Consider the following 17,068-nt stretch of genomic DNA (forward strand, 5'->3'; position numbering starts at 1 on the left):
CGTGGCCTGCAGCATCACGGCGTTCCAGCTATACTTCAAGACCCAACAGCTTGCCCCAATGACCAGCCGCCTCGGCGCAGGTTGCAGAATGTTGCGGACCGGCGGCCGATGTCGTCAAATCATCATTTATCTTAAAGCCCGCCGCAAAGGAAGTAACAATGCAATATCGTGAACTCGGACAGAGCAATCTCAAGGTCAGCCTGATCACACTGGGCACCATGACCTGGGGCGAACAAAATACTGAGACAGAAGCGCATGCGCAAATCGACCTGGCGCTGGCACATGGTGTCAACCTGATCGATACCGCTGAAATGTACCCGGTGCCCCCGCGCGCCGAGACGCAGGGATCGACCGAACGTTACGTCGGCAGTTGGCTAAAGAAATCCGGCAAACGCGATCAGGTGCTGATCGCCACCAAGGCCACCGGACCGGCGCGTAAACCGCACAATCCGCGCCATGTGCGCGGCGGCATCAACAATTTCGATCGTAAAGGTTTGACTGAAGCACTGCATGGCAGCCTCGAACGCCTGCAAACGGATTACGTCGACTTGTACCAATTGCATTGGCCGGACCGCAGCGTCAATTGTTTCGGCATGCAAAATTACAGCCACATCGCCGACGAAGATACGGTGCCGATTGAAGAGACGCTGACCATCCTGGCAGATTTCATCAAGGCCGGCAAAGTCCGCCATATCGGCATTTCAAATGAAACGCCGTGGGGCATTGCCCAGTTCCTGCGCGCTTCGGAGAAATTCGACCTGCCGCGCGTAGTCAGCATCCAGAATCCATACAGCCTGCTCAACCGCACTTTTGAAATTGGCCACTCGGAATTTTCCTACCGCGAGCAAGTTGGCCTGCTGGCTTATTCACCGCTGGCATTCGGCGTACTGTCTGGAAAATACCTGGATGGCGCAAAGCCTGCAGATGGTCGCCTGACTTTGTTCGAACGATTTAGCCGTTACACCAATCCACAAGTCAACCGCGTGATCGGCGATTACGTCGCGCTGGCGCGCAAGCATGGATTGGATCCGGCGCAGATGGCGCTAGCCTTCGTCAATAGCCGCGGCTTCTTGACCAGCAACATCATCGGTGCGACCACGCTGCAGCAATTGCAAAGCAACCTCGACAGCGTGAACCTCACACTGGATGAGGAAATCCTGCACGAAATCGAAGCGATCCATCAGCGCCAGCCGAATCCAGCGCCTTAAGGACAAGTTGAACGTCGCCTTTCTCCATTGGGAGAAGGCGGCGACGCATCAATCCTCAGGACTGACGTCACTCCAGACCGAGCGTGGCCCGGCTGGCAATATTTCGACCGGACGATCGGCATAACGCTTCGCCAACACCGCACAGACCATCAGCTGTATTTGATGGAACAACATCAGCGGCAGCACAACCATGCCGACGGTGTGTCCGGCGAACAGCACCTTGGCCATCGGCACGCCGCTTGCCAGGCTTTTCTTCGATCCGCAAAACACGATCGTGATCTCGTCCTCTTTATTGAAACCAAGACGGCGGCTGACAAGCGTTGCAATGGTCAGCATCACAAACAGCAGCAACGCCACCACCGCAACCAGGCCTAGCAAGGAAAGAAGCGGCAATTGTTGCCATAGTCCTTGCACAACCGCCTCGCTGAACGCCGTGTAGACCACTAACAGGATAGAGCCCTGATCGACTACCTTGAGAATTACCTTGTGTTTGTCGAGCCAGGTGCTGATCCAGCGCCGCGCGATCTGGCCCGCGACAAACGGCACCAGCAGCTGCAACACAATATTCATGATGGAATCGAACGAACCGTGGCTCTGGCCGTGCGCAACCACCACCAAGCCGACCAGCAGCGGCGTCAGGAAGATGCCGATCAGATTCAACGCCGAAGCACTGCAGACCGCCGCCGGCACGTTGCCGCGCGCCACCGAAGTGAAGGCAATCGACGACTGCACGGTTGACGGCAGCGTACACAAGAACAGGATGCCAAGATAGAGGTCCGGCGTCACCAGTGGCAGCAAGACCGGTTTGAGCACCAGCCCAAGCAGCGGAAACAGCGCGAACGTCGCCAGCAGCACTGTCAGGTGCAGACGCCAATGCAAGGCCCCTGCACCACCGCTTCCCGCGACAACTTTGCGCCATGCAGGAAAAACAAAAGTCCGATGGCAAGCGTCGTGATCAGATTGAAAGAAACAGCAACCTGGCCTTTGCAGGGCAGAAGACTGGCGATGAGAACGGTTGTAACCAGCAACAACGTAAAGTTGTCAGGCAAAAAGCGCGGGCGAGCCATGATTAAGGGGGCGTGAGCAATGGTTGGAGAAGCGAGGCCCGGATGTAGACGGGGCAACAACTCGCATTTTACGCACGAACCGCGCAAGTATCGACGAATTGTTGGATCCCGCCTCGGGAGTGATGGAATTTCACCACAACCAGAACATCAGCAGCCAGGCAAAATTGACGAGCGCCAGGCCGCCTACGACGGCGGCCATGCTCAGCAGGCGCCGCGGCAGCGACGACGTATGGCGGCCGGTAACGCGCCAGGCCAGCCAGACACTCCACAAGCTGGTACCGATCAGCAGGATGGCGCGCAAGTCGTTGGCCCAAAATACGGGCAGATGCTCGCCGCGCAACAGACTGATAGTGGTTGCCGACAAGCCGACAAACACGCCACAGCCTGCAAGCGGAATCGTCGCCTGCACCAGATGGTTGAAACGACTCTGATCCCAGCCGCCCAGAAAACGCGTAGCCAATGCAAACAACAAGCTCAGCGCGGTGCCCAGCACCAGTCCAGTGGTCAGGATGTACCCAATCACAAGGCCACCATCGAGCCAACTGAACACATCGCTCTGCGCCGGATAATTGGTCAACACCCACCACGGCGCATTGGTGGCGAACGGCCACATGATATCGCGATCGATGAGCCAGGTCGCCAGCGCCTGCTTGACCTGCACGAACCACGGGCTAGCCGACCAGTGGAAGGCGCCGATCGCAATTCCCATCAGGCCGTACAGAGCGAGCGCACTTTCCCACAAGCTGTTGTGCTGACGGCCATGCTCGACAATTTCCTCGGTTGGCGCGCGCCAGGTCAGTTCAATGGCATCGCGATGACCACTGCAACGCCCGCACATATGGCAATCGGAAGCCCCCTTCATGGCGCGCAATGGCACCAACGGCGCGCAATTGATGGCAATCGTCTTGCGTCCATGAGTATTGTAGGACGCGCGCCATGCGGTCTCGTCGACCTTGTAGTGGAACGGCGCCAGCTTGGCCAGCAGTCCGAACACGCCGTTGACCGGGCACAGGTATTTGCACCAGACGCGCTTGTCGCGGCCATACAGATAGCCGACGATGATCGCGCCGAGCGTGGAGCCGCCGAGCACCAGCAGCACCGCTTTCGGATATTGATAGACGCTGACCATCTGGCCATAAATTGTGGTCAGCGCAAACGCCACGAACGGCCAGCCGCCCCAACGCATCCAGTGCGGAATCGCCTTGCCGCGGCCATGGCGGCTGGCGAATTCGGTCAATGCGCCTTCTGGGCACAGCACGCCGCACCAGACACGCCCCATCAACACCATGCTGATCAACACGAACGGCCACCAGATACCCCAGAACGCAAACTGCGCAATCAGCGTCAAGTTGGACCAGATATGCGCAGTTTCGTCCGGCAGAGGTAGAAAGATCGGTACCAGTATCAGGAAACCATACAACAGCACTATTCCCCACTGTATCCAGCGGATCAGCTTGGCATGATCCCGCATCCAGTCGGCGGTGCGGGACAGCCGCGTTTGCGGGATGGCGCAAGTATTCATCGGCTTACTTTACCGACGCGGCCGACGTTGCCGCAGCCTGCGGCGGCGCTGGCTGGGCACGCTTGAGAAACAGCAGCACGCCGACCCAGTAGGCAACATAGACCAGCAAGCTCATCAACGCGGGCTGTGCGCGATAGCCGGTCAGTGTCGAAACCAGGCTGCCGAAGGTCGTTGTATCGTCAAGCAGGCGTGAGCTGTCCCAGATTGGATCGATCAGTGTCGGAATCAGGTCCAGCGACATCAGGCGCTCGATACCGGTCAGCAGCAAGCCTGCAGCAAGAAACAGCAGGATGATCTCGGTAACCTGGAAGAAACGGCGCCACGAGAAAATCTTTCCGCCCAGCTGCAGCAGGTAAAAAGTCAGGAACGCCAGCGCGAAGCCCACCAGTGCCGCCAGCACCATTGCCCCCGCGCTGTCGCCTTGCTGCGCCAGACCGAGCCCATAAAGGAAGATCACGGTTTCACTGCCTTCGCGCGCAATCGCCAGCGCCGCCAATGCAAATACGCCCACCAATTGGCGCTTTGCAGGTTCTCGGACAATGAAGTTTCCATTTCGCGCTTGAGCGTACGACCATGCTTGCGCATCCAGAACACCATCTGGACGATCAGTATTGCAGCCACGATCACCATGACGATCTGGAAGTAATCCTGCGCATCGCCCGACAGCAATTCGCTGAAACCCAGCAACGCAGCACCGAGGCCGATCGCCGCCAGCAGGCCGACGCCGACGCCGCCCCACAAATACGGCAAGCCACGTCGCGCAGCTTCGCCGCCATGCTTCAGCCAGGCATGTAAGATACCCACTACCAGCAACGCCTCGACGCTCTCGCGCCAGACAATAAACAATATCTGCCCCATCTCTTCTATCCTCAGTCAGTCGGACACTAGATCCCGGTCGCGCCGCGGCGGCAACAGCATCCAGCTCAACTTATATGTATACAGTCGAATTGCACACCCTCTTACTTGGCCACAATCACACCCTGCGCCTGGGTATGGAAATCATCGAAAAATTTATATTCGCCTGGCGACAGCGGTGCAATCACAACAAACGATTCCGCGCCAGGAGCCAACACCTTCTCTTTGCGCAGCTGCACGCTTTCGAATTCCACCGCAGATTTACCGACGTTATGGATTTCGATCTTGATCTTCTTTCCGGCCGGCACCTCGATGCGAACCGGATTCAACACACCGTCTTTCATTTCCAGTTTGAAGGTCGGCAGGTCGGCAGCATTTGCCAGCGTCGCCACCAATAAGATACCGATACCAAAAAAGCCCTCACCTTGCCTGAAACCATCGTCACGTTCTCCAAAAAAATCCCGCGATCATTGCAACCGACTGGCAGCGAAATCAATAGCCGCCCTTTTTACCGACGCCGGCGAAGGTGAATTCATTCGTCACTTCAAACGGTTTGAACCAAGGGCCGACACCGGTTTCCTTGTCCACATGACGGCCGAAGTGCGCACCGACATTGGCCGAAGGCGGTGAAATGATCATTTTCAATGTGTACTTACCCGGCCCTGCGAGCTTGACGTTATCGCCGTAATGCGGGCCGTCACTGGCCACCATTGGCATCATGTCGCCCTTGATCACCTGCTTCGAACCTGCCTTCGTGAATTCATAGGAAATCACCAGGTTCGGCATCCAGTCACCTTCGGCAAAACCGTTGGGATTGTTTTTCACTGCACGAATATCAGCCTCGACATGAATGTCCGATTCTTCAGCTTTGCGCATCATGCCTTCCGGCTCCATTTTGATCGGCTGCAAGTACACGGCAGCGATTTCAAGGCCATTCATGATTTGTTGTTTGCCGATCGGATACTCAGCGGCAATCGCCGCGTTCACAAATCCTGCCGACATTAGCGCCACAGCCGCATATAACTTCACATTCATGTCATCAACCTTTCCCAAGCAATAAATGATAATGATTATTGTTTGATTATATCATTGGGACGTTAAGGCCATCGCCGAGCTACCGCAATCGGAAACGCGCACCATCTCCAAAACAAAAATCAAAATAAAGCTTCCCAAATAGAAATGTCTATGGCATAGTAGCGGACTTGGTTGAGCGCAAGCAGAAAAAGAGTTTCACTCTGCAAGCAGCAAGAAAATATAAAGTTTTTTAAATATTTTCTCTTCCAAAATAAACAAAGCTCAGATATAATTTTGTTTTTCGCGGCTGTAGCTCAGCTGGATAGAGTACTTGGCTACGAACCAAGGGGTCGTGGGTTCGATTCCTGCCAGCCGCACCAGTAATTCGAGGGGTTGCAAGAGAAATCTTGCAACCCCTTTCTGGTTTACTGCTTCCGTTTTTAATCTTCCACACATCCACTCTTGCCCAGCCATGCCTGCGAATTTACTCACGCCGGCCGGGCACCAATAAAAAAAACCGGAGATCTTCATCACCGGTTTTTATCGTCATACCATTTCGTGCTAAATTGTTTTCGACATCAACGTCGCGGCGGATAAATATCGCGCCCGGCCCGATCGATCTGCTGACGCAATTCGCGCCGCTCATCCGGCGACATCCTCGGGCGCGCCGGCCCTCGTTTGGCTCACCATTGCGACCGCGATTTTGCCACTGCTCATCTGGCGCTCCACCGCGTCGTGCATCATACTGTGAAGGCGGAGGAGAACCGCGCTGCTGACGCTCTTCGGGCATTCGCTCGGAACGTGCAGATGCGCCCATCGCCGCCAATAGCAGCAACAAACAAATACTGATTTTCCGAAACATCATCATATGCACGTCTTCTTTGAATTCAGGGGTAGCGATTAGAATTTCATCATCACGAATTAAGTGTAAGCTCCCCTACTACTTGTCATAAGACGTTTTTGGTAAAGTTTGTAACACTTTGTAATCCATGGGCATCAACTATATTTTTGTTGCGCACTCTGAAGTTACCATACGACCATGAATACGATCAACACCCCAACACAAACATCCAACGCCCACCAGCATAAAATCCTGGTGGTTGACGACGACATTCGATTGCGCGATCTGCTGCGACGTTATCTGACGGAGCAAGGCTTCCAGGTCGTCACGGCCGAGAATGCCCAGGCGATGAACAAGCTATGGATTCGTGAGCGCTACGATCTGCTAGTGCTCGATCTGATGCTGCCCGGCGAAGATGGCCTGGCAATTTGCCGACGCCTGCGTGGCGCCGGCGACCAGACGCCGATCATCATGTTGACCGCAAAAGGCGAAGACGTCGACCGCATCGTCGGCCTGGAGATGGGTGCTGACGATTATCTGCCCAAGCCATTCAATCCGCGCGAACTGGTAGCGCGTATCGGCGCGGTGCTGCGCCGCAAAGGTCCGGAAGAATTGCCGGGAGCGCCATCGGAATCGCCGCAATCTTTCGAGTTCGGCGAATTCGTGCTCGACCTCGGCACCCGCACCCTGAAGAAAAACGGCGATTCGATTCCACTGACCACAGGTGAGTTCTCGGTGCTCAAGGTATTTGCCCGACATGCACGGCAGCCGTTGTCTCGCGAAAAACTGATGGAGCTGGCACGTGGCCGAGAATACGAAGTGTTCGACCGCAGCCTGGACGTGCAAATTTCCCGCTTGCGTAAACTGATCGAGCCAGATCCTGCCAGCCCACTCTACATACAAACGGTGTGGGGACTCGGCTACGTGTTCATTCCGGAAGGTCAGCCGCGTTGATGCTTGCTTGCGCAGTATCCATCGCCCAAAGCCGTTGTATAGTCCTGCTACATGACAACGGCTAATCGACTGGCCTGGCTAAAAAGTGGTCTGCTTTGGCGGACCTTTTTCATGCTCGCTTTCCTCATCACGGTCAGCATGGTGGCGTGGGTCGCCAGCTTCAGGATCGTCGAACGTGGCCCGCGGGCGCAGCAGGTCGCCGCTCAGATCATCTCGATCGTCACCATCACTCGTGCCGCCTTGACCCACTCGGCGCCTGACCTGCGGCGTGAACTGCTGTTCGATCTCGCCAGTAATGAAGGTATCCGCATCTATCCGCTGGAAGACACCGACCAGATCGATCCGCCGCCAGATTCGACGATCATGCCAGACCTGGAACGCGAAGTCCGCTCCCGCCTCGGCAACCAAACCCGTTTTTCTTCCAAGGTCAACGATATCGGCGGTTTCTGGGTCAGCTTCAAGATCGATGGCGACGAATACTGGCTGATGCTCGACCGCGATCGCGTCGACCGCAGCTCGGGCGTTCAGTGGCTACAATGGGCAGGGATTGCATTGGTGCTGTCGTTACTGGGCGCGATGTTCATTTCGACGTTGATCAACCAACCCTTGTCGCGCCTGACTGCTGCGACGCGCGCCGTGGCGAAAGGCTTGCGCCGGATCCGTTGCCCGAAACCGGCCCCACCGAAATTGAAGAAGCCAACCGCAGCTTCAATCAGATGGTCAATGACCTGCAACGCATCGAATCCGATCGCGCGATTATTCTGGCCGGCATTTCACATGATTTGCGTACTCCGCTTGCACGCATGCTGCTTGAAGTGGAAATGGCAAACCTGTCCGATGATGCACGCACCGGCATGCAATCTGACCTGGCGCAGATGGACGGCATCATCGGCCAGTTCCTGCACTATGCCAAACCGACCGATACCAGCAGCTTCGAAAAAATCGACATGAGCGAATTGCTCGAAACCGTCATTCAAACGGCGGAACGCCAGGTCGATGTACGGATTCATGCTCACATCGCCCCCAATTTGCACACCATGGGCGACGTCACCGAACTAAGCCGTGTCTTCAATAACCTGATCGAGAATTCTCGCCGTTATGGCAAGAAGGAAGGCGACGATTTCACTGTAATCGACATCGATTGCAGCTCCCGCCAGGACAAGCTGCTCATCAGCATCGCCGATCGCGGCCAGGGCATCCCTGAGGGCGAAATAGATCGCTTGCTGCGGCCGTTCACACGGCTTGACGTTGCCAGAGGACAGGCAAATGGCTCAGGCCTCGGATTGGCCATTGTCAGCCGCATCGTCAAGCAGCATGGCGGCAAACTGCGTGTCAGCAATCGCGAAGGTGGCGGTCTGGCGACCCAGATAGAATTGCAGCTGAAAACTTAATGCTGTGAGCCCAGCGGGTTCAAGCTCTGCTGCCTGGCGTCATAAAGAATAGAGCAGCGCGACGGCCTCCGCCGCGATGCCCTCTTCCCGCCCCAGATAGCCAAGTTTTTCATTGGTCTTGGCCTTGACGTTGACCTGATTCACCGCGATACCGCAATCGGCCGCAATGTGCTGCACCATTTGCGGAATATGCGGCGCCATCTTCGGCGCCTGGGCGATGATGGTCGAATCGATATTGCCTACTGCAAATCCAGCCTCGCCAATCAAACGCACCGCCTCGCGCAACAACTTGCGGGAATCAGCGCCGGCAAACTGCGCGTCCGTGTCGGAAAAATGGCGACCGATATCGCCCAGGGCCGCCGCGCCAAACAAGGCGTCAATCACTGCATGCAGCAATACGTCGGCATCCGAGTGTCCCAGCAAACCCGTCTTGTGCGCAATCGTCACGCCACCGATGATCAATGGCCTGCCGACCTGCAATGCGTGGCAATCGTAACCTTGGCCAATGCGAAATCCGGGATGCTTGCTCATGCCTCTTCCTTTAAAAAAACGTCCTGCAATGTCAACTCCTCAAAAACATTTCTGCCAGCGCCACGTCATGCGGCAAAGTCACCTTGAAATTGCGCGGACTGCCCTCGACCAGGCACGGCTGCAATCCCAGCATTTCAATCGCTCCCGCCTCATCGGTCAGTGCCGTCGCTTGCGTCAAGGCCTGCAACAATAGGCCGTACCGGAACATCTGCGGCGTCTGCGCCGCCCACAGCGCGGTGCGCTCCACAGTCTGCGCCACGCGGCCGTCCTGGTCGCTGCGCTTGAGCGTATCGACCACCGGCAACGCCAACAGGCCGCCGACCGCATCATCCCGCAATGCCGCGATCAAGTGTTCAATCAAGCCGCTGGTCAATCCCGGCCGCGCCGCATCGTGCACCAGCATCCAATCGTCGTCGCTGACCTGTGTGCGGATCGCATTCAAGCCGTTCAACACCGACGCGTGGCGATCAGCGCCACCATGAAACAAGATCGTGATGCGTCCCTGCCAATGCGGCGCAGCCGCCACCAGGTCGCCGATATAACCGTCATCGGCACTGACCACAACAAAGGTATGAGCGATGACTGCGGTCGCCGCAAAGGTGTCCAGTACATGCGCCAGCATCGGCTTGCCGGCCAGCGGCATGTATTGCTTGGGAATGCCTGCCCCAAGCCGGGCGCCGATGCCGGCGGCAGGAATCAGGCCAAAATGACGTGGTTGGCGTGGACCACTCATACGCAGGCGATCCGCTGGAAATTATGAGGAAATGTCATGGATATTTAACAAAAAATGGAGGATTGCTTGAGACAATATCCGCTCACCCCTGGCCACGCGCGGCACAAAACGCCGGTCGGGCAGATGAAATTCGGCAATGTGGCCCGTGGTTTATAATGCGGCTCTGAATTTTAACTGTCAAATCAGGCGTATTGTGGCTTTTTTTAGCCACATCCTGCGTGGCTGGGCCGCTCTTGTACGACGGCCCGCGAGCCGGCGTTCGCTATGGTTTGCGCTGTAGTGTGTTAAACAGGCCCTAATGTCCTTCGATCTAGAAAAATTGTTGCCAAAGCCGGCCACACGTTTTGCGCTGCCGGCAGCGCATGGTTCGTCCGATGCATTCGCGTTGGCGCAAGCCGCACTGGCGCTGAAGGCGCAACGCCGGATGCTGGTCGTCGTAGTGGCGGACGCCACCGACGGCCAGCGGCTGCGCACCGAAATTCCTTGGTTCCAGGCCGCCCAGGCAGAGGACCGGCAGAACGGCCTGCGCTGTCATCTGTTGCCTGACTGGGAAACCCTGCCCTATGATGCCTTCTCGCCGCACCAGGATCTGGTGTCGGAACGCCTGGCGACGCTATACGAGGTGCAGAACGGCCAATGCGATGTGCTGCTGGTACCCGCCACCACCGCGCTGGTGAAAATGGCGCCACCGTCCTTCCTGGCCGGCTACACGTTCTTTTTCAAGCAAGGCGAGACACTCGACGAGGCGCGCCTGAAGTCACAGCTGACGCTGGCCGGCTATAGCCATGTCAACCAGGTCATGTCGCCCGGCGAGTATTCGGTGCGCGGCGGCCTGATCGACATTTTCCCGATGGGTTCGGTATTGCCTTACCGGCTAGACCTGTTTGGCGACACCATCGAAACCATTCGCACCTTCGACGCCGACACCCAGCGCTCGCTGTACCCAGTCAAGGAAGTACGCTTGCTGCCTGGCCGCGAATTCCCGATGGATGAAGCGGCACGCTCGGCGTTCCGCAGCCGCTGGCGCGAAGTGTTCGAAGGCGATCCGTCGCGCTCGGCAATCTACAAGGATATTGGCAGCGGCATCGCCTCGGCCGGCATCGAATATTATCTGCCGCTATTTTTCGAGGAAACCGCAACTCTGTTCGATTATCTGCCGGACAGCACGATGTTCGCACTAGTCGGCGACATCGAAGGCGCCATCCAGCGTTTCTGGGGCGATACGCATTCGCGCTACAAATTCCTGAAGTCAGACCGCGAGCGACCGTTATTGGCGCCGGAAGCGCTGTTCTTGACCGACGAATTATTCTTCGGCCTGGCCAAACCGTTCGGCCGTTGGGTCATCAAACACAGCGACGCGGCCTCGGAACTGTCGGCGCCGATACCCAACATTGCCGTCAACCGCCGCATTGACGACCCGCTGACCAATCTGCGTTCCTACCTGCTGCAAACCGATCGCCGCGTGATGATTTGCGCCGAATCGAACGGCCGCCGCGAAACCTTGCAGCAGTATTTCAACGAATATAATTTGCCGCTTGCGCTGTGCGAAGGCTATGCCGACTTCATCACGTCCAGCGAAAAATTGATGCTGGGCGTGGCGCCGTTGCACGCCGGTTTCGAACTGCCGCAATTCACCTTCATCACCGAAACCGAGTTGTATGCCGGTTCCGGCCGTCGCATCGGCAAGAAGAAACAAGAAGGCGCGACCCAGGTCGAATCGATGGTGCGCGACCTTTCCGAGCTGAAGATCGGCGATCCGGTAGTACACGTCAACCATGGCATTGGTCGCTACATGGGCCTGCTCAGCATGGACCTGGGTGAAGGCGAGACCGAATTCCTGCACCTGGAATACGCCAAGGACACCAAGCTGTACGTGCCGGTGTCGCAACTGCATGTGATTTCGCGCTATTCCGGCGCCTCGCCGGAAGATGCGCCGCTCCATGCGCTCGGCTCGGGCCAATGGGAAAAGGCCAAGCGCAAGGCTGCGCAGCAAGTGCGCGACACTGCCGCCGAACTGTTGAACCTGTATGCGCGCCGCGCGGTACGGCAAGGCCATGCATTCGAATACTCGGCACACGATTACGAAGCCTTCGCCGAAAGTTTCGGCTTCGAAGAAACCGCCGACCAGGCTGCCGCCATCAACGCCGTGATCCAGGACATGACCAGCGGCAAACCGATGGACCGCCTGATCTGCGGCGACGTCGGCTTCGGCAAGACCGAAGTGGCGCTGCGCGCCGCCTTCGTCGCGGTACTGGGCGGCAAGCAGGTTGCGATCCTGGCGCCGACCACCCTGCTGGCGGAACAGCACGCGCAAACCTTTGCTGACCGCTTTGCCGACTGGCCCGTGAAAATCGCCGAGCTGTCACGTTTCCGCAGTGGCAAGGAAGTTACGCAAGCGATCAAGGGCATGGCTGACGGCACGCTTGATATCGTCATCGGCACGCATAAATTGCTGTCCGACGACATCAAGTTCTCACGTCTCGGATTAGTCATCATCGACGAAGAGCATCGTTTCGGCGTGCGGCAGAAAGAAGCGTTGAAGGCATTGCGCTCAGAAGTGGACGTCCTGACGCTGACCGCAACGCCGATCCCGCGCACGCTGGGCATGGCGCTGGAAGGCTTGCGCGAATTCTCGATCATCGCCACCGCACCGCAAAAACGTCTGGCGATCAAGACATTCGTGCGCAGCGAAGGCGAATCGACCATCCGCGAGGCCTGCCTGCGCGAATTGAAGCGCGGCGGCCAAGTCTATTTCCTGCACAACGAAGTCGAAACCATCCAGAACCGCAAGGCAATGCTGGAAGCGCTGCTGCCGGAAGCGCGCATCGGCATCGCTCACGGCCAGATGCACGAGCGCGACCTGGAAAAGGTAATGCGCGATTTCGTCGCGCAACGCTTCAACATCCTGCTGTGCACCACGATTATCGAAACCGGTATCGACGTGCCGACCGCCAACACCATCATCATGCATCGTGCCGACAAATTCGGCCTGGCCCAATTGCACCAGTTGCGCGGCCGGGTCGGCCGCTCGCATCATCAGGCTTACGCCTATTTGCTGGTGCACGACGTGCAAGGCTTGACCAAACTGGCGCAGCGCCGCCTGGATGCGATTCAGCAGATGGAAGAACTCGGCAGCGGCTTTTACCTGGCGATGCACGACCTGGAAATCCGTGGCGCCGGCGAGGTACTGGGCGACAACCAGTCCGGCGAAATGCACGAGATCGGCTTCCAGCTGTATTCCGACATGCTCAATGAAGCTGTGCGCTCGCTGAAGAACGGCAAGGAGCCGGACCTGGCCGCACCGTTGGCGACCACCACCGAAATCAATCTGCATGTGCCGGCCTTGCTGCCGAGCGATTACTGCGGCGATGTGCACGAGCGGCTGTCGATCTACAAGCGCCTGGCAAATTGCAACGTTCAAGGCAAAATCGATGATCTGCAGGAGGAGTTGATCGATCGCTTCGGCAAACTACCGGATCCGGCCAAGGCATTGATTGAAACGCACCGGCTGCGGATTGCCGCCAAATCGATCGGCATCGTCAAGATTGATGCGCACACCGATTCGGCGCTGTTGCAATTCGTACCGAACCCACCGATCGACGCCATGCGCATCATAGAACTGATTCAAAAGAACCGGCACATCAAACTGAATGGTCAGGACAAATTGCGCATCACCGCCAACATGCCTGACCTGGCGGCTCGTCTTGTGCAAGTCAAATCGACAATCAAGGCCCTTGCCGGATAAGCTGAACATGACAGCTATGCCATTCACCCCCTTACATATAACAAACACTGAAAAATGAAACTGACCCTGCAAAGCTTGCACGCAGAACATGGCGCCATCAAGCAAATTTCCACCTTGATCGGCGCAAACGCGGTCAACATTAGCGATACCGGCCACCATGCATGGCGCTGCGATAACGTCGCGCTGCCCGATGAGCAGAAGGCGCAGCTCGACGCCACCTGTTTCAGCGCCGGCATCGACTACGCGCTACAACCGCCGGACGTCAAACTCGGCGATTTCAAATTGCTGGCGATGGACATGGACTCGACCCTGATCACCATCGAATGCATCGACGAAATCGCCGATATGCAAGGCCTCAAACCGCAAGTCGCAGCGATCACTGAAGCGGCGATGCGCGGCGAACTGGAGTTCAACGAAAGCCTGGCCCGCCGCGTAGCTTTGTTAAAGGGGCTGGACGCTTCCGCCTTGCAACGTGTCTATGATGAACGGCTACAACTATCATTGGGGCGGAACCGATGCTGGCGGCAATCAAGGCGGCAGGCATCAAGACACTACTGGTATCGGGTGGCTTCACCTTCTTCACCGACCGCATGAAAGCCAAGCTTGGACTGGATTACGCCCATTCCAACGTACTGGAAATCGTCGACGGCAAGCTGACTGGCAAGGTGGCCGGCGGCATCGTCAATGCCGACGAGAAAAGAAACACCGTTGAGCGCGTCTGCACTGAGCTAGGCATCACCACCAGCCAGGCGATCGTCATGGGCGACGGCGCGAACGACCTCAACATGATGAAGATCGCCGGTCTCTCGGTAGCTTTCCGCGCCAAGCCGGTGGTGCGCGCGCAAGCCAGCGTGGCCTTGAATTTTGTCGGTTTGGATGGCATCTTGCCTATATTGGCGTGATTTTCAGGGAAATCGGCGCTGACTATAACGATAAATCCTTAACCTTGAAGGAAAAACATGGCCAACGAACTGGTTTTCGATAGCAAATTGCACTCAGAGAAAAATCTTGCCTGGTGGCTCTACCTGTGTCATGCCGCCAGCCTGCTGTTCTCGCTCGGCGCACTGTCCTGGATTCCCTTGATCGTCAATTATGTCAAGCGACAGGATGCGGCGGACTCCTTTGTATATAGCCACCATAACTGGCAGATCCGCTCATTCTGGTGGTATCTGCTGTGGATGTTCGTCGGCGGCGCCCTGTTCCTGACCGTCATCGGCATTCCATTGGCGTTCGTGGTGTGGGGACTGGCCTGGTTGTGGAAGGCCTATCGCCTGATCAAGGGCCTGATCGACCTGAATGACAACAAGGCAATGCCTGCCTGACCGAACTCGCAGCGAGGCTGTAACCAAGCTTGTAACGGCACACTGCCCGCAATCGCGGGCAGTGGCCATATCTTCCAACCGCTCAGTGCTTCGACCATGCCCAACACCATCCTCTTTCCCGTGGTCCGGGCCATGCTTGCCAGCGACATCCCCGCCGTCATGCGCATCCAGGCCGAGTGCTATCCGCCGTCGATGCTGGAATCCGAGGACGTATTCCGTGCCCGCCTGGCGCTGACGCCTGCGACCTGCTGGATCTGGTCGCGGGCTCCCGATAGCGCTGATGCCTATTTGTTCAGCTACCCCTCAAGCAAAGACCTCGTCACCCGCTCGGCGCCCAATTCAAGTTGGCCGCAACGCCGGACTGCCTGTATCTGCACGACCTGGCCGTAGCGCCGGCAGCACGCGGCAAACGCGCTGCCAATGTCCTGGTCGCTGCTGCATTGGCGCATGCGCGCAGCGCCGGCCTGAACTGGTCTGCGCTGGTGTCGGTACAACAATCACAGTCGTTCTGGGGTACGCTGGGCTATCAGGCAACTGACGGGCTGCCGTCGCAAGCCAGGGAAAATCTGGCCAGCTACCAGGTGTCTGCAGATCAGCCCGATGCGGTGTATATGCTGCAGCAATTGGGTTAACCGCCGGCTGGCATTTTTGTGAAAAAAGCGCTGGTAAAAAAATGCTGACCTGTCGAGGCCGGCATTTTTTCCATCCTAAAAACCGACGCTACAAAGTAGCAAGCGCCTGCTCGATATCGGCAATCAGATCTTGCGGATCTTCCAGCCCGATATTGAAGCGCACCAGGATGCCCGGATCTGTCCAGTCCTGCCGCATGCCCTGGATTCGGTAAGGCACGCACAGGCTATTTGCGCCGCCCCAGCTATAACCGATCTTGAACAGCTTCAAGCTATCGACGAAACGGTCGGTCTGTTCTTCGCTATAACGCGCATCAAACACCACCGAGAACAAGCCGGCAGCGCCGCTGCAATCGCGCTGCCAGATCTCATGCCCCGGGCAATCCGGAAACGCAGGATGCAACACCCGGCTGATCTCGGGCCGCTGCTTGAGCCAGGCGGCGACAGTGCGCGCCGCCGCATCATGCGCTTCAAAGCGCATTTTCATGGTCGGCAGGCTGCGCAACACCAGGTAGACATCATCCATGCCGACACCAAAACCGAGCCGCATATGCGCTGCCTGCATCTGTCGGTTCAAGGCATCATCGCGCGTAATGACGGCGCCCATCAAGACGTCCGAACCGCCCGACTGGTATTTGGTAAGTGCATGCATGACGATATCGACGCCAAGGTCGAAAGCGCGCAAGGCCAGGCCAGCTGACCAGGTGTTGTCGATCGCGACCAGCACATTCCTGGCGTGGGCTGCCTGGCAGATCGCAGGAATATCCGGCATTTCCATCGACACCGAACCCGGCGCCTCGGTCCAGATCAGACGCGTGTTCGGCTGGATCAGATCGGCAATGCCGGCGCCGATCAACGGATCGTAATAGCGCGCGCTGACACCAAAATCGCGCGCCAGCCAGTTACCCAGCTCACGATTCGGGTTATAGACATTATCCGGCAGCAGCACGTCGTCGCCGCTCTTCAACAGCGCCATGTCGACCATGGTGATCGCCGCCAACCCGCTAGGGGCCAACAGGCAATGCCGACCGCCTTCGATTTCAGCCAGGCGTGCTTCAAGCGTGAAGGAAGTCGGAGTGCCGTGCAAGCCGTAGGTATAGCCGTTCTTTTCCTGCCAGTCACGGGCCCGCATCGCGGCGACGTTCTTGAACAGCACCGTGGAAGCGTGATGGATACCGACCGGGAAAGCATCAAAGCCGTCCGGCGCCTGGTACTCGCTATGGATCAGCGCGGTCTGAAAATTCTTTTTTGCCATG

General features: G+C 57.4%; 12 protein-coding genes, 1 tRNA gene and 4 pseudogenes. 8 read left to right on the forward strand and 9 right to left on the reverse strand.

Annotated elements, in window-relative coordinates:
• Positions 1-158: 158 nt before the first annotated feature.
• The gene (locus CAter10_RS12310; RefSeq protein WP_061533634.1) at positions 159-1,208 is read left to right on the forward strand and encodes an NADP(H)-dependent aldo-keto reductase; all 1,050 of its coding nucleotides are present in this window, start codon (positions 159-161) and stop codon (positions 1,206-1,208) included.
• 48 nt (positions 1,209-1,256) lie between these two features.
• Here CAter10_RS12310 and CAter10_RS12315 read toward each other — a convergent pair.
• From CAter10_RS12315 to CAter10_RS12335, 5 genes and pseudogenes are all read right to left on the reverse strand, one after another.
• Positions 1,257-2,275, reverse strand: a pseudogene (locus tag CAter10_RS12315) (bile acid:sodium symporter family protein).
• Between the two features lie 130 nt (positions 2,276-2,405).
• On the reverse strand, positions 2,406-3,797 hold the full coding sequence (locus CAter10_RS12320; RefSeq protein WP_061533635.1) for a 4Fe-4S binding protein: 1,392 nt from the start codon (positions 3,795-3,797) through the stop codon (positions 2,406-2,408).
• 4 nt (positions 3,798-3,801) lie between these two features.
• A pseudogene (locus CAter10_RS12325) lies at positions 3,802-4,655 on the reverse strand (FTR1 family iron permease).
• A gap of 101 nt (positions 4,656-4,756) precedes the next feature.
• Positions 4,757-5,053, reverse strand: coding sequence for a cupredoxin domain-containing protein (locus tag CAter10_RS12330; RefSeq protein ID WP_335340218.1), 297 nt, complete (start codon positions 5,051-5,053; stop codon positions 4,757-4,759).
• Positions 5,054-5,144: 91 nt separating this feature from the next.
• Entirely contained in the window at positions 5,145-5,687 is a 543-nt protein-coding gene (locus CAter10_RS12335; RefSeq protein ID WP_061535320.1) for an iron transporter, read from the reverse strand.
• 282 nt (positions 5,688-5,969) lie between these two features.
• Here CAter10_RS12335 and CAter10_RS12340 point away from each other — a divergent pair.
• Positions 5,970-6,046: transfer RNA gene (locus CAter10_RS12340), tRNA-Arg, on the forward strand.
• A gap of 104 nt (positions 6,047-6,150) precedes the next feature.
• On the opposite strand, the gene CAter10_RS22865 is transcribed toward CAter10_RS12340, so the two are convergent.
• On the reverse strand, positions 6,151-6,540 hold the full coding sequence (locus CAter10_RS22865) for a hypothetical protein (RefSeq protein ID WP_164840393.1): 390 nt from the start codon (positions 6,538-6,540) through the stop codon (positions 6,151-6,153).
• 165 nt (positions 6,541-6,705) lie between these two features.
• On the opposite strand from CAter10_RS22865, the gene ompR reads away from it, so the two are divergent.
• Both ompR and CAter10_RS12350 read left to right on the forward strand, forming a co-directional pair.
• Entirely contained in the window at positions 6,706-7,461 is a 756-nt protein-coding gene (ompR, locus tag CAter10_RS12345) for an osmolarity response regulator transcription factor OmpR (RefSeq protein WP_061533637.1), read from the forward strand.
• Positions 7,462-7,512: 51 nt separating this feature from the next.
• A pseudogene (locus tag CAter10_RS12350) lies at positions 7,513-8,852 on the forward strand (sensor histidine kinase).
• Between the two features lie 39 nt (positions 8,853-8,891).
• Here CAter10_RS12350 and ispF read toward each other — a convergent pair.
• Complete coding sequence (gene ispF / locus CAter10_RS12355) at positions 8,892-9,383, reverse strand: 2-C-methyl-D-erythritol 2,4-cyclodiphosphate synthase (RefSeq protein WP_061533638.1); 492 nt, start codon at positions 9,381-9,383, stop codon at positions 8,892-8,894.
• Between the two features lie 31 nt (positions 9,384-9,414).
• Positions 9,415-10,116 carry a 2-C-methyl-D-erythritol 4-phosphate cytidylyltransferase gene (ispD, locus tag CAter10_RS12360; RefSeq protein ID WP_061533639.1) on the reverse strand — a complete coding sequence of 234 codons (702 nt, stop codon included), beginning with the start codon at positions 10,114-10,116 and terminating at the stop codon, positions 9,415-9,417.
• 298 nt (positions 10,117-10,414) lie between these two features.
• On the opposite strand from ispD, the gene mfd reads away from it, so the two are divergent.
• The 4 genes and pseudogenes from mfd to CAter10_RS12385 all read left to right on the forward strand — a co-directional run bounded on the left by mfd (position 10,415) and on the right by CAter10_RS12385 (position 15,815).
• Positions 10,415-13,861: a transcription-repair coupling factor gene (mfd, locus tag CAter10_RS12365; protein WP_061533640.1), complete on the forward strand. Its 3,447-nt coding sequence runs from the start codon at positions 10,415-10,417 to the stop codon at positions 13,859-13,861.
• A 54-nt stretch (positions 13,862-13,915) separates the two neighbouring features.
• Positions 13,916-14,763: pseudogene (gene serB, locus CAter10_RS12370) on the forward strand (phosphoserine phosphatase SerB).
• Between the two features lie 57 nt (positions 14,764-14,820).
• The gene (locus CAter10_RS12375; RefSeq protein ID WP_061533641.1) at positions 14,821-15,183 is read left to right on the forward strand and encodes a DUF4870 family protein; all 363 of its coding nucleotides are present in this window, start codon (positions 14,821-14,823) and stop codon (positions 15,181-15,183) included.
• 344 nt (positions 15,184-15,527) lie between these two features.
• A complete protein-coding gene (locus CAter10_RS12385; RefSeq protein WP_061533643.1) occupies positions 15,528-15,815 on the forward strand; it encodes a GNAT family N-acetyltransferase in 288 nt (95 codons plus the stop codon).
• Between the two features lie 88 nt (positions 15,816-15,903).
• Here CAter10_RS12385 and CAter10_RS12390 read toward each other — a convergent pair whose 3' ends face one another.
• Positions 15,904-17,067: a cystathionine beta-lyase gene (locus tag CAter10_RS12390; RefSeq protein ID WP_061533644.1), complete on the reverse strand. Its 1,164-nt coding sequence runs from the start codon at positions 17,065-17,067 to the stop codon at positions 15,904-15,906.
• Position 17,068: the final 1 nt, after the last annotated feature.

It is taken from the genome of Collimonas arenae (assembly GCF_001584165.1).
Taxonomy (GTDB): domain Bacteria; phylum Pseudomonadota; class Gammaproteobacteria; order Burkholderiales; family Burkholderiaceae_D; genus Collimonas; species Collimonas arenae.

Bases quoted from the DNA above. Each gene is read 5' to 3' on its own strand.
- CAter10_RS12310 (WP_061533634.1), top strand. From the start codon at position 159: ATGCAATATCGTGAACTCGGACAGAGCAATCTCAAGGTCAGCCTGATC.
- CAter10_RS12320 (WP_061533635.1), bottom strand. From the start codon at position 3,797: ATGAATACTTGCGCCATCCCGCAAACGCGGCTGTCCCGCACCGCCGAC.
- CAter10_RS12335 (WP_061535320.1), bottom strand. From the start codon at position 5,687: ATGAATGTGAAGTTATATGCGGCTGTGGCGCTAATGTCGGCAGGATTT.
- ompR (WP_061533637.1), top strand. From the start codon at position 6,706: ATGAATACGATCAACACCCCAACACAAACATCCAACGCCCACCAGCAT.
- ispF (WP_061533638.1), bottom strand. From the start codon at position 9,383: ATGAGCAAGCATCCCGGATTTCGCATTGGCCAAGGTTACGATTGCCAC.
- ispD (WP_061533639.1), bottom strand. From the start codon at position 10,116: ATGAGTGGTCCACGCCAACCACGTCATTTTGGCCTGATTCCTGCCGCC.
- mfd (WP_061533640.1), top strand. From the start codon at position 10,415: ATGTCCTTCGATCTAGAAAAATTGTTGCCAAAGCCGGCCACACGTTTT.
- CAter10_RS12375 (WP_061533641.1), top strand. From the start codon at position 14,821: ATGGCCAACGAACTGGTTTTCGATAGCAAATTGCACTCAGAGAAAAAT.
- CAter10_RS12390 (WP_061533644.1), bottom strand. From the start codon at position 17,067: ATGGCAAAAAAGAATTTTCAGACCGCGCTGATCCATAGCGAGTACCAG.